The organism is Natrinema ejinorense (genome assembly GCF_002494345.1).
Classification (GTDB): domain Archaea; phylum Halobacteriota; class Halobacteria; order Halobacteriales; family Natrialbaceae; genus Natrinema; species Natrinema longum.
In genome coordinates this window covers 1614330-1627112 of record NZ_NXNI01000001.1, presented here as the reverse complement: position 1 = coordinate 1627112, position 12783 = coordinate 1614330, and the positions used below count along the sequence as shown (strand labels likewise).

General features: G+C 53.3%; 13 protein-coding genes. 8 read left to right on the top strand and 5 right to left on the bottom strand.

What is annotated here, in order from left to right:
* The first annotated feature begins 1 nt into the window (after nt 1).
* Together CP557_RS23480 and CP557_RS08055 are read left to right on the top strand one after the other, a co-directional pair.
* Complete coding sequence (locus tag CP557_RS23480; RefSeq protein WP_097379430.1) at nt 2–1177, top strand: phage NrS-1 polymerase family protein; 1176 nt, start codon at nt 2–4, stop codon at nt 1175–1177.
* 327 nt (nt 1178–1504) lie between these two features.
* Nucleotides 1505–1735 carry a hypothetical protein gene (locus CP557_RS08055; RefSeq protein ID WP_097379429.1) on the top strand — a complete coding sequence of 77 codons (231 nt, stop codon included), beginning with the start codon at nt 1505–1507 and terminating at the stop codon, nt 1733–1735.
* A 198-nt stretch (nt 1736–1933) separates the two neighbouring features.
* Here CP557_RS08055 and CP557_RS08050 read toward each other — a convergent pair whose 3' ends face one another.
* From CP557_RS08050 to CP557_RS08040, 3 genes are all read right to left on the bottom strand, one after another.
* Entirely contained in the window at nt 1934–2848 is a 915-nt protein-coding gene (locus tag CP557_RS08050; RefSeq protein WP_097379428.1) for a hypothetical protein, read from the bottom strand.
* Nucleotides 2841–3080, bottom strand: a complete 240-nt coding sequence (locus CP557_RS08045) for a hypothetical protein (RefSeq protein ID WP_245852944.1) — start codon at nt 3078–3080, stop codon at nt 2841–2843. Before CP557_RS08045 ends, CP557_RS08050 begins: the two co-directional genes overlap by 8 nt.
* A 109-nt stretch (nt 3081–3189) precedes the next feature.
* A complete protein-coding gene (locus CP557_RS08040) occupies nt 3190–3564 on the bottom strand; it encodes a hypothetical protein (protein WP_097379426.1) in 375 nt (124 codons plus the stop codon).
* A gap of 157 nt (nt 3565–3721) precedes the next feature.
* On the opposite strand from CP557_RS08040, the gene CP557_RS08035 reads away from it, so the two are divergent.
* Together CP557_RS08035 and CP557_RS08030 are read left to right on the top strand one after the other, a co-directional pair.
* On the top strand, nt 3722–3970 hold the full coding sequence (locus tag CP557_RS08035; protein WP_245852943.1) for a winged helix-turn-helix domain-containing protein: 249 nt from the start codon (nt 3722–3724) through the stop codon (nt 3968–3970).
* A 216-nt stretch (nt 3971–4186) separates the two neighbouring features.
* Complete coding sequence (locus CP557_RS08030; protein WP_097379425.1) at nt 4187–6625, top strand: MFS transporter; 2439 nt, start codon at nt 4187–4189, stop codon at nt 6623–6625.
* Nucleotides 6626–6856: 231 nt separating this feature from the next.
* On the opposite strand, the gene CP557_RS08025 is transcribed toward CP557_RS08030, so the two are convergent.
* Entirely contained in the window at nt 6857–7243 is a 387-nt protein-coding gene (locus CP557_RS08025) for a hypothetical protein (protein WP_097379424.1), read from the bottom strand.
* 250 nt (nt 7244–7493) lie between these two features.
* Between CP557_RS08025 and CP557_RS08020 the strand changes: the two genes are divergently transcribed.
* The 4 genes from CP557_RS08020 (at nt 7494) to CP557_RS08005 (ending at nt 11711) form a co-directional block, all read left to right on the top strand.
* A complete protein-coding gene (locus CP557_RS08020; protein WP_097379423.1) occupies nt 7494–7754 on the top strand; it encodes a winged-helix domain-containing protein in 261 nt (86 codons plus the stop codon).
* A 165-nt stretch (nt 7755–7919) separates the two neighbouring features.
* Nucleotides 7920–9434 (top strand): sulfatase, encoded by a 1515-nt coding sequence (locus tag CP557_RS08015; protein ID WP_097379422.1) that lies wholly within the window; start codon nt 7920–7922, stop codon nt 9432–9434.
* Complete coding sequence (locus CP557_RS08010) at nt 9434–10933, top strand: lipopolysaccharide biosynthesis protein (RefSeq protein ID WP_097379421.1); 1500 nt, start codon at nt 9434–9436, stop codon at nt 10931–10933. Before CP557_RS08015 ends, CP557_RS08010 begins: the two co-directional genes overlap by 1 nt.
* Before the next feature lie 61 nt (nt 10934–10994).
* Nucleotides 10995–11711, top strand: coding sequence for a class I SAM-dependent methyltransferase (locus CP557_RS08005; protein WP_097379420.1), 717 nt, complete (start codon nt 10995–10997; stop codon nt 11709–11711).
* A 49-nt stretch (nt 11712–11760) separates the two neighbouring features.
* On the opposite strand, the gene CP557_RS08000 is transcribed toward CP557_RS08005, so the two are convergent.
* Complete coding sequence (locus tag CP557_RS08000) at nt 11761–12756, bottom strand: glycosyltransferase family 2 protein (protein WP_097379419.1); 996 nt, start codon at nt 12754–12756, stop codon at nt 11761–11763.
* Between the last annotated feature and the right edge of the window lie 27 nt (nt 12757–12783).

Below are 12783 nucleotides of genomic sequence, written 5' to 3'. Positions count from 1 at the left end.
TATGATCGACGAAAATACAATTCCGGAAACGCTGTGTGCTCGAGACCAGTGGATCTGCTGGGAGCAAGCCGAACGTAACGGAGAGACGACGAAGATTCCGATTGACCCGCAGACAGGGAACTTCGCATCGACGACGAATGACCACACCTGGTGTACTCTCGAGACCGCTCTCGAGTATTGGGAGTCGAATTCGACGGCAGTCGATGGTCTCGGATTCGTGTTCACGAGTGCGGATCCGGTCGTCGGCGTCGATCTCGATGACTGTCGCGACCCGGAAACTGGGCGACCAACCGAGCGAGCAAAGCGCATCATCAATCGATTCGACTCGTATACCGAGTGCTCACCGTCAGGAACCGGCTACCATATTCTGGTTACCGGCGAACTGCCCGACGGTCGCAATCGATGCGGTCACGTCGAGATGTACGACCACGCCCGATACTTCACGGTCACCGGCGATCACGTTTCGGGAACGCCGACGCGAGTCGAACCTCGACAAACCGAACTCACGGAGGTCCACGAGACATACGTTCGCGAGCCCGATGACGACCGTCACGAGACGCTTTCACCAGAATCGGATTCGAATCCTCCCCTCTCGGACGACGAACTCCTCGAAAAGGCGCGAAACGCATCGAACGGAGACAAATTCGAACGTCTCTGGAACGGAACGACCACCGGATACGCGAGTCAGTCGGAGGCAGACATGGCCCTCTGTTGTCTCCTCGCGTTCTGGACCGGTGGCCATGCCGTCCAGATGGACCGATTGTTTCGACGATCCAAATTAGACCGCCCGAAGTGGTATCACGTCCACTACGCAGACGGCTCCACGTATGGTGAGAAAACTATTGCTCGCGCAATCGAGCACACCTCTGAATTCTACGAGCCGTCCGAGACAAGGTCGAACGAAACACAGACGCAGGAGTTCGAGTCGCCGACGGATCGTGAACACACTTATCTCAATGAGAAGCTTTCCCTCCTTCGAAAGCAGACTTCGACTCTCGAGACGCGACTGGAAGAGAAGACAGCACGTATCGAACAGTTGGAGCGACGGCTCGAGACATATGAGGGACGACCTGCGACTCGAGAGCAGCCGTCTGACCACTCGAGAGTGACTCAGCCACGATCGATTTGGGGTCGCCTCTGGAGAATCATTCGTTGTGTGTTTCCTAGAGAACGTTGAGTCCTGGTTCGACGAACTCGTGATCAACCTTCTGTTCGATCCAGAGGCTGGCGACACGGCGACCGCCGACCCGTGAAGTCTCTAGCTTCACTGAGACTATAATATGGTCTATAGTAGAATCTGGAAGTCTTTGCAGTGGCACCCGCTGAAGATTAGCGTATCTCATTGTCTCTCGAAGATCTGATGAGAAGTGAGAGTAGACGCTTCTGGAGAGTACTATAGACAGTGCCGGATTTGGCATTGTCCCATCTAGTTTGATGAACTCGATGTCGTTCAATATGAGGTGCATCGAAAGACACAGAATTCTGTGCTTGCATAGATTCCTGTATGCCTAGTATCACGGTCAACGTGGACGACGAGCTCAAAGAGCAAATGGAAAAGCACCCGGAGATCAACTGGAGCGAGGTCACGCGACAGGCCATCCAAGAGAAGATCGAGGCGCTCGAAATGATGGACGAACTCACCAGCGAAAGCGAACTCACCGAGCGCGACGTGCAGGAAATCGCCGATAAAATCAACGAACGTGGACGCAAGCGCGTCGAAGAAGGATCGGAGTAGACTCGACGAATCAGTCACCGTCCATGGACAGCTGTCGTCTCCAGACACTGACTCGAGGCCGTCACTACTGTCTGACTGCGAGACTGCTCGAGCAGGGACAGCCACAGCTACCCAGGCCGGATAGACAACCGCTAGCGTTATCTTTGGTATGTCGGAGAGAGGTGTCTGGCTCTCTCGAGGGTGGATTCTTCCTGCTGTCTATGGGGATCCGTGGACGCCAGCTGTCTCCAGGTCCTGTTCCGTCCTGTCCCACTCCGGCGACTCACCGGGGATCTCTGCATCGGTTGGAAGTACGAGCCGCCGTTCGGTATACTCGAGACCGTTCTTTCGCTCGGTTCGTTTGCGAACCGCAACGCGATGCTTCGAGAGATCGAGTACAGCGTCGATCATCCGAGAGACGAGTTTCTTCGCATACGTCTCGCTCGTCCCAGGCTCTTGCCTGCGGATCCAGTGTTTCAGGTCACTCGCTTTGACGTACTCGGCGATGGTCTTACAGCCTGATTCCCAAGGATTGTCGCCGACGCTCGAGTCAGTTCTCGCTCTCCAGAGTTTCGCGGCGAGCCGTGTCGGAAGGGAGTTAGCCGTCGAGCGAAGCATTTCTTCGTCCATTCGGGCGAGTTGTTGGACCGGAAGTAAATCCCCGTGAGAGAGTGCGACGCTGCCGCGTTCGAGTGGATCTTCGGATCGCGGTAGTCGATAGTAGGTTTGGCCGTCGTCTTTGGAGATCCGCTCGAGTCGGTCTCCGTCGACATCGATCTCGTAGTTGTCTACAGTCTCTGTGAGGAGGTGAGCACCTTTTTCGAGTTCGCGCGCTTGGAGTTCTTCGATACGCTGTTTGTTCGCCCCTGCTCGCTTGCACGTAGCATCCGTGAGCGCGTCAAGCCGAGTGGTCGCTTGCTCACAGTCATCAAGCCGGTCGTGAAGTCGTTCGTTCGTCTCCTGAAGGTCCGCTTTCTCAGTTTCGAGTCTCTCGAGTTTGGCGTTGGCCTGTTCGAGGTCGCACTCGAGACCATCGACGCGCTCGATAAGCTGTCTGTTCTGTTCATATAGATTGGTAACCGCTTCTGTGAGCGTGGTGATATCGACCTTACCGAGTTCAGAGGGACTACTCATCACCATCACCGCCCTCGAGGTGGGTTTGAATGTGGAATGGAGTTGTTTCCTCTTCGTCGCTACTGACGAACGAAACCTCTTCGAGATACTCGATACCGACCTCTCGCCACTGGGATTCACAGAGTTCGAACTCGGTGCGAGTCCACGCGTACTCACCTTCGGGTTGTGGCTCGAAGACGAGCTTTCGCATTGGGCCATGGACGGGCGTCCACTGTAGGGAAAGTTCGTCCATTATCGACCCTCCTCAGCCTGCTCGAGGATCTCGCAATAGGCGCGTTCGAGATCTCCTGGGGTGATTGGGTACTCGAGTTCAAGTGTGATAGTGACTCGATTCTCGTCGGTCATCGTTGATCCCCCTGCGTGGAGTGCATCTCGGCGAAGATTTCCTTGACATCGATGGGGACCGGACGATCTATCCAGCCTCTGACCGAGTCGACATACGCAACCCACCTGTCACGGTCTTCGTCTCGCTCGAGTTCTTCTCTGTGGTTTAGTTCACCACGGACGCGAAACCAGTACACTCCTGCGTTAGCTGGGAGGAACCGCTCAGCGCGGCTTAACGTCACGTAGACGGTATTCGTGGCTTCATCGACGTGATGATGGAATCCCTCACCGTCCTTTCCCAGATAGCCGTAGTAGCTCCCTGATTGCTCGAGGACGATGTCGCCCTGCTGTCCATCCGAAATTGTTTCGTGTGCAGTAGTCGTAGTTGACATTGCTGGTTGCTCCAGCACGGGTCGGTGCTCTAACACCGGCCTCAGATCATCTAAGGCATTCCGTGCTCATTCTACAGGATGTGCTACGACTACATAACCCTTAGGACCTATGGGTAAGGGGATAAGGATTATGTCCGAAGCCATTGTCCATTTAGACGTGAGCGTAACAACTACTAACCGAGATTCGATGCTTGAAAAAGAAGATCTCGGGCCGGCCGACGAGAAGTTACTTGATATGCTGAATGAGGGGCGTGTAACTGCACCGTACGTCGCTGAAGAAACAGGATATAGTCTGCAATATGTCCGTGACCGTCTTGGCCGGCTTGTAGAACATGGAAACGCACGCAAAGTGTACGAAGGGCTTTATGAACTCATCGATGACCCACGAAAAGACGTAGATTCGTGACCGATATGGGAATATTGGTGTGGATTCTTACTTTCCCTCCCTGTGTATTGCTCATTCTGTATGTTCTCACACCGAATTCTTAATATCTACCAACATCTTCTGCTATAGAAGGAATAGACGGACATAAGCGCTGACAGCATATTGGTCCGTTGGTCTCCGTTTCTTGAGTACTCAGAACGAAAGGACCATGTGCAGCGACTGTCACACCTTCGTTGAATGACCGCCGACGCCCGCGAGACGGTACAGAAGTTTCTCGAGGATCGCGACGACGGCGACCAGGTACTCGAGACCGTCCTCACGGCCGACGCCGAATACGACACATGGACGTTCGACGATATCGATCTGGATTCGGGAACGTTCGGAGAACTCGTTTCGAGCGGAATCGTCGAGAAGGTCGATGGCGCGTATCGAGTTGCCGACCCCGAAGTCGTCGAAGCAGTGATAGCAGGTGAGGAGTTCGAAGAGGAGTTGGATTCAGCAGCTGACGACCGCGGGTTCGATCTCGAGCGGTTCTGGACGGCCATCGATCCTCGAGCGATGGTCGCGTTGGTCGGGGCGCTCGTCGTCGTGGCCGGTGCCAGAATGACGGCGTTTCGGTCGGTCTTTCAAAACGGCCGAGTCGTCTCGCCCGCGAACGATCCCTACTACTTCCGCTACTGGATGGAAGCGCTCGTGGCGGAGGCATCGGGACCGACGGAGTATGGAGTACTGGTTGATCCCCATCACAGCGTCGCGCTCCGGAGACCACTGGCCCACGCGACGAACTGGTTTGTTGCCGAGTTACTTGGCGGCGGACAGGGAGCGGCCGACACCGTCGCAGCATGGCTCCCCGTCGTCGCGTCTGTCGCGCTCGGGCTCGTGATTTACAAAGTGGCCGTCTTGCTGACTCGAGACGTTCGCGTCGGGGTCGCGTCCGTTCTGGTCTTTGCAGTGACGCCGATCCACGCGGTCTACACGGGACTGGGGTTCATCGATCACCAGCTCCACCAGTACTTTTGGCTCGGAATTACGCTACTGACGCTGACGTGGCTCGCAGTTGATCTCCAGCGACGGCTCGAGGCCAGGGCGGAGCCGCGTACGGGCGTTCTGGCACAGCTTCGAACGCCGATGACGTGGGTCGTCGCCGTCGTCTTCGGCCTCTCAGTCGCAGCAGGGATCCACGCCTGGGGCGGCTCGCCGCTGTTACTGCTCCCGCTCGCCGGCTACGTCGCGTTGCGAGTCGTGATGGACGCTCGAGCAGATGTCTCGCCTGCACTCGCGAGCCTGCCGTTGCTCGTTGGCCTCTCATTTGGAAGCTGGCTCTCGCTGGCACTGCACCACCGCTGGGGCTGGCAGCCGGAGTTCGTTGCGACAACGCCGGCACTGGTGCTTGGCGGCTCGATCGCCGTAATCGCACTCGGCGAACTATGGCGGCGGCTCGATGTCCACCTCGGCGGCTTGCTCGCACTCGAGACGGCCGTCGCCACAGGGGTACTTCTCGCCTTTCGGCACCTGCAACCCGACGACTGGGCCGAAGCGATGGCGCGCGTCGACGATCTGCTCTTCCGGGAGAGCGCGACCGAGGCGGCCTCGCTGTTTTCCACGGAGTACTTCGTCATCTTCGGGCCGCTCTATCAGCTTGGCATGGGATTTTACATCGCACTCGCGGTCCTGGGCTGGATCGCCTGGCTCGTCGTCCGTCGGTACGAACCCGGCTGGTTGCTCCTTGGCACCTACGCGGGCTACCTGCTCGTCCTGGCAGGGATTCAGGTCCGCTTCGCCGGGCAGTTGGCGATTCTGCTGGCCATCCCCACCGGGATGGGCGTCGTCCGACTGCTCTCGGCCATCGAGCTGGCGCGTCCGCCGGTCCCGTTTCGGAATCGAGACGCCACTGCTGGGGATGACCTGCGGGAGGGAGCGACCGTCGCCGCCGACGGCGGACTCGAGCCCTCCATTTCGATTCCCGATAGGCGACGACTCGTCTATCTGCTCGGGATCGGTCTGCTCCTGTTCGGGCTGAGCCTCATCTACGTCCCCACCTTGACGGCCGACGTGACCTACAGCGGGGCACAGATCGAAGCGGTCGACGCGATCAACGACCACGCCGACGCGGCGAACCGAACCTATCCCGAGACCTTCGTGCTGAGCAAGTGGGGCGACAACCGGATGTACAACCACTTCGTCAACGGCGAATCACGGGGGTACGGCTACGCCCAGAGTAATTACGAGGAGTTCCGTGCGGATTCCGATCCCGACGGCTGGTACGACCAGTTCAGCGGCCGGGTCGGCTACGTCGTCGTGACCCCCGTCGACGGCAACGTCTCGTCCGACACCGCACAAGCGCGCCTGCTCGAGGATCGTGGGGCAGGCGGAAACGGCTCCGACGGGCTGGCCCACTACCAGGCGATCGCCGTCGACGACGACGCCACGGCCTTCGCAGTCGTTCCCGGAGCGAGGCTCGCAGCGTCCGGTGAGCCGGGGTCGAACGTAACAGTCGAGACGGACGTCTCCGTCTCCGGGGAGTCGTTCACGTACGAGCGGACAGTGGCGGTCGACGAGAACGGTCAGGCGACGGTGAGGGTGCCCTACGCCGGCGAGTATACGGTCGGCAATCGGACGGCGACCGTTACCGAAGCGGACGTGCTAAACGGGAAGTCGGTCGCGCTCGAGGAGTGAACGGCCCGTTCGTCTCGTGACGGTGTATCGCTGTCCGAGGGGACTCACTCCTTCGAGGGCTGGTTCGCATCCTCTCTTTCTCGAAGGGATCGTCGAGGCGGGTCGTGAGCCGATCGGTTTCGACACGGCGGGCTCTGACTTCCGCGAGGAGCGTCTCGAGCAGGGTACTCTCGAGGGATGTGGGGTTCGTCGGACTCGGCAGTCGCGAGGCAGGGGTCCGCCCCGAACTGCTCAGTTTTTGCTTTCGCCGCCCGTCTCGTCGGTTCGGTCGTCGTCGCGTTTCGGGCTGTCGCCCTCGCGTCGACGGAACGCCTCGCGGGCTGCCTCGAACGGCCCGCTGACCGTCGTGATCGCGTTCGCCCGACCGTCGTCCGCGTATGCGCTCCCGGTCTCGGGGAGGTACCGGTGCAGACACTCGAGTTCCGCCCGAAGCTCCCGACAGTGGCGCTTCGCCGCCAGTCGAGCGTCCGACTCGAGCGTCTCGTCGTCGGTGATCGCCTCGAGCAACGTGGTGGTATCGGTGTCGATCGACTCGAGAAGGGACCGATAGCTGCTCGAGTGGGCCGATTCATCCTGCCGGTCGGGGCTTTCTTTACCCCGTATCTCGTCGTTGGACATGGCTTCCGTAGGGATGTTACGGGAGCTTCTCGCGGACTGGTGGGCTAACACCGGTCCGCTACTTCCGAACTCGTGAGCGGCGAATTCGTACTTTTGCTTCCGTATATTTCACCAACAAATTCCGCACACTTATAGATTAGCGTATTTCCGCTACATTTGGACACTGAGTGGACTACTCAATGCAGAAACCAACCCAAGTTAATGCTCGTCAGCGGGACAACAGCGTCGAATGCGACCCCGTCCGGAGTGGATGTCTCTGAAAGACGGTCTCGTTCTCGAGTTTCTCGAGGAGCACGACCTCGAGCTCCCTGCGAAACCTCTCTACCGAAATCTGAATCGACACGGCCACGAGATCGGGTATTCGACGGTTCGACAGCGACTTCGAGTGCTCGAAGCTAATGGGCTAATCGAGAAAGTCGACGAGGCGGGATACTATCAGGTGAGTTCGAAAGGAAGAGCGTATCTCGAGGGAAAACTTGATACGAGTGATCTCGAGCGGACCGACTCTTGATCGAATTCTGAAAACCCACCTCGATAGTTAACTCCATGAAATTAAACTAGAAGTTATTAGAACGAACTTAGAGTAAGTATAATAGGTTTATATACCCCTGCGGATTCGTCGTACGCCCTATTCGTGAACGAAAGAATAATACGACGTTTGTGCCAGATACCGTCTATGCCGACTGATTCCGAGAGTCAATCACCTAACGTGATATTTCTCGTCTCTGATGCTGCTCGAGCTCGAAACTTTTCTGCTTATGGGTACGACAGGCCAACGTCACCAAACCTCGAGCAAATTGCTTCGGAATCAACGCTCTATACGAATGCGATAGCCACAGCGCCGTGGACGGTACCCTCGCATGCATCTATGTTCACCGGAGTATATACGTCAAAGCATCACGCTACTCGGAGTTCTCCCTCAATTCGCTCCGATCTGAATACGCTACCTGAATTACTCCAGCGAGAAGGATATAAGACATACTGCATCACTGCAAATCACCTACTCGCATCGAATAATGGGTTAAATGACGGGTTTGACGAAACGTATATTACAACCCGCCTGTTCCCGACCAATACGAAGTATGGATCAGTGAAGAGTTCGTTCGCGGAAAATGGATTCAGCACGACGTTTCTCTCTGATATCATCGAATTCGTTCGCAACGAAGGCTCTTTCCGAGATGTCGCTAATTTAGGTTACAAGTTTGCCGTGAGTCAGACGAACGGGGATATCGTCGGCGAACGACGACGAACTCCCAAAGGAAGTGAGGGAAACGTTAAAAAGTTAGTTGACATCATGGAGAGCGGAAATGAGCCATTTTTCACATATCTAAATTTCATGGAAACTCATCTCAAATATCTCCCACCGAAGGAACATTTCTTGTCTGTTGCCCCAACAAAACACAGTGATGTCGACTATTCGGATGTTAATCAAGACCCGCGCCTCTATAATTATGCGAAGGCCGTCGAGATGTCCGAAGAGGACTTCGCGCTCCTCCAGTCATTTTACGATGGGACGATTCGCCATACTGATTACTTGATCGGTAAACTCTATCGCGAACTTTCGGAACGGGACCTGCTAGAGAACACGATGTTCATCGTCGTCGGAGATCATGGCGAAAACCTCGGTGATTTTGGTCAAATGGGCCATTCGCTCGCACTTAACGATGCGGTGGTCCGTGTTCCCCTCCTAATTTCCTATCCGAAGTCGACTGATTTCGTTACTGTGGATAGCTTGGTTCAAACCCACGACCTATTCCCAACGATTCTAGAGACGAGTGGGGTTTCTATTGAGTTAGATAGCCTTCTTGGTCAGGATTCCACACTGCTTCCTCGTCATAGTGATGATCCCGGTCGAGAGTACGCTATTGCAGAATATCTCGGATCACCATTCGACGGAATCAAACGAATTATGCAAAAGTACCCGGAGACGGACTACGATCAATACGATTTTGAGATCAAAACGATATACGACAACGATGGGATGAAATTGACGGTGAAATCGACTGGTGAACGAAGACTCGCAACAGTCGATATCGACGGTGAAGAACCAATCGAGGACGGTGCTAACGATATTTCAGACAAATTAGAGGAAGAGTTGTTTGAAACCGTCGAATCGTTCGGGAAAATAGGCACTGTGACGCACTACGATGAGGGCGTCGAAGACACACTTCGTGATCTCGGCTACATCTGATGACGACGTTTACAGAGAAACTCAGTAAAGACGTTCTCGGCTACCTTCCTGCAAAGGTTATCCCAGCCGTTACGCAGTTCGCTACTGTCCTCGTGTTCACGACACTCCTTACCCCGTCTCAATATGGAGATTATACAGTCGTCCTCACGACGGTAAGCTTCGTTATAATATTCCTGAGTTCGTGGCTCAGGCAGTCGATACTCAGATATTTTGAGCAATCATCTAATGAAAATAGTATTAGACCACTTTTATCGACGCTACTTAACGCCTACTTCCTCATTTATATAGTTTTATTTGTCATCTGGGTTGGGGGCCTCTTGGTTCTAGATAGACACTTTACTACCCGTTTGGTGTTGCCCCTTTTTCTGGGAGTATTCATAGTCGGGGGAAATGGACTGTTCATGTTGCTCACCGCTATTAGGCGTGTGGAGAATAATATTATTAGATACAGCACTTTCACATGTCTAAATACGGTATTACAACTGTTAGTGGGTGCAGCACTCATTTACTACACCCCGTTTGATGTTGTCGGTGCTCTCATCGGAATGATATTGGTGACTGGATTATTGTCAGCCATCGAACTTAGACATTTATACAAATTAGGTAACTACTCCCCCAAGTATTTTTCATTCAAAAAGCTCAAACAATCGTATGAGTTCGGCGTGCCATTTATTGGATCACAACTTAGTGGGAAAGTGCTCGAATTGGCAGATAATTATTTGATTTTCTTTTTTCTTGGTTCAGTCACCGTCGGAAAGTATGCGGCAGGGTATAGTATATTCTATCGAATTATTTTCTTTATATTTTCGCTACTCTCTCTTGCAGCGTATCCAGAAGTCGTAAAGACCTTCGAAAATAATGGATCAGAGGCTGCAAGTGAATCTATCTCTGTGACAGTTAGAGCGTATCTTCTAATTGCATTTCCCGCCGCTTTTGGCCTCATAGCTATCGGTCCAGAGCTCGTTCAGACTGTACTCGATAGCGAATACTCTGGATCGACCGTCATAATCCCGTGGGTGGTACTTGGAACTTTCTTCTATGGCCTTGGCCAATTATCGACATATCCAATTCAATTAATGGAGAAAACGAGATGGTTGCCAATAATTCTCTCCGTTGCTGCGGTCTCTAACCTTTTATTGAATGTCCTGTTGATACCCTATCACGGAATTGCGGGAGCGGCTATCGCAACCTTGATTTCCTACCTCCTGTATTTCATACTCACTACATTCATAAGTAACAAAATAATGGTATGGGAATATCCGTATTATCTATCCATCAAGTGCCTTCTCGCATCGATGATAGTATGGCTCTCTGTTTCGTACCTGTCTGTTCATTTCAGAGGTCTTATCTTTCTTACTGTTGCACTACCTTCAGGAATCGTTTTATACGCGGTTCTACTGCTAGTATTGAGAGTGAACGAGTTCGAGCAAATTATCAGCCGATCGCGACAGGAAATAGGGCTACTGACAGAATCGGCTGATTCGAACGATCTAGACTAAAGATGTTCTCTATACTCATCTAACCAACAACGGTATAACCTTCTTTCTTATATTACTCCGTATGTCGCTCACTGCGATCTACCGCCGTTTGCCATCTTCATTGCAACCGGTTGCCAAGCAGTTATATATGGGACAACGATGGGCTCGATTCTATGCTCGCCTTCCCTATGCCCGACTGTTAGATCGATTTCGTCTGAACGATTTAGACGATATCTATACAGAAGAGTATTTCCTGCAAAGGACACGTCCGCCTCACGATACCGTTGCTGAGACAGTAATCGACGAACTTGTCGAACGGTACGACCCTGATACTGTCGCGGATATCGGTTGTGCGATCGGACATTATCTCCTGAAATTCCAGGATCGAGGGATCGAAACAACAGGCTTTGAGGGGTCGCAACGAGCGGTGAATAACGCACTGGTCGATACGGTACAGCAGGCAGACTTACGGGATGGAATCACTGTCGAATCGGATCACAACCTAGTAACGTGTATCGAAGTGGCCGAACATCTCCACCCGATATACGCCGACAACATCGTGAATACCATTGTTTCCGCCACGGGAGAAAACGGTACGATCGTCTTCACTGCTGCACCGCCGGGCCAATATGGGACTCACCATATTAACCTCAAACCACGGCGATATTGGATCGAGAAGTTCGAAAAGCGTGGAGTCACCTATTGCCCGGAAGACTCGAAGGCAATAATCAATTCACTAAATACCCGTCTTTCACAGAAGACGTGGCCGGTAGAGAATATTATGGTGTTCAGAAATTAGCCACAGCAGGTTTCACCCGCCAACGTAGAAACGGTCGATATATCACCGATTATACCTTTCGGTCTAGTACTGTCTGGACGGTGTTTTTCACCTTATTACGGCGATCGTCGGAGAGACATGATAAGAACAGCCGATACCAAGGTCGGACGTTCGTCGGTGCTGCTTTTACAGCGAGTAAAAACCGCCGTCGTGCCGCCGAATTATCGCCCCCGCTGAGTAATTGTACTCCAGCGAGATAGTGATACATCGACTCACGCTCGTTCTCGGTAAAGTTCCGAGTCGACATTTGTTGTGCTTTCCTTTCCAATTCTGCTAGGTCCTCGTTCTTCCCGTTACGGCGACGTCTCGCACCTCTTTTAGCAAACGACGTGAATAACCGCTGCTTCGATCGCTTCGCCATTTGGTCCGCTGATAGCCGACGTTCATAGAGAACTTCTGGAACAACATGGACAAAGCCCGGGCCAAACTCTTCTGCCATCCGAAACCAGAGGTCGTAGTCCTGAGCTAGCGTAAATTGTTCTCGATATTTCCCGACAGTGTCAACTGCCTCTTTTCGCATCATTACAGAACCGTGGGCGATCCCTGGACCCTCTTTCAACAAGTCATCGATGTCAAACGGTCGTTCCGCTGGAATTTCGATATCGACGATCCGTTCACCGTCTCGGCCAATTACTTGATACCAGCAACCGACGACTTGAACGTCTTCTCGCACTTCAAGAACGTTGACCTGTCGTTCTAACCGAGTTGGGAGCGACCGCTCATCTGCGTCAATACGTGCGATATACGTTCCTTTGGCTTGGGAGATTCCTCGATTGAGTGATCGTGGAAGCCCAATATTAGTTTCGTTAACTATCAGATTAACCCTCTGGTCATCAAAACTTCTAACAATACGCTGAGTATCATCCGTCGACCCATCATCCACAACCAGTATCTCAAAATCAGAAAACGTCTGTCCTAATATACTTTGTATTGTATCTGCTATTGTCTCTTCTTCATTATATGCTCCAACAACTACAGAGACTATAGGAGATCCATGTTTATACATCTGTGATCTTGCAATTGTTGTCTATTA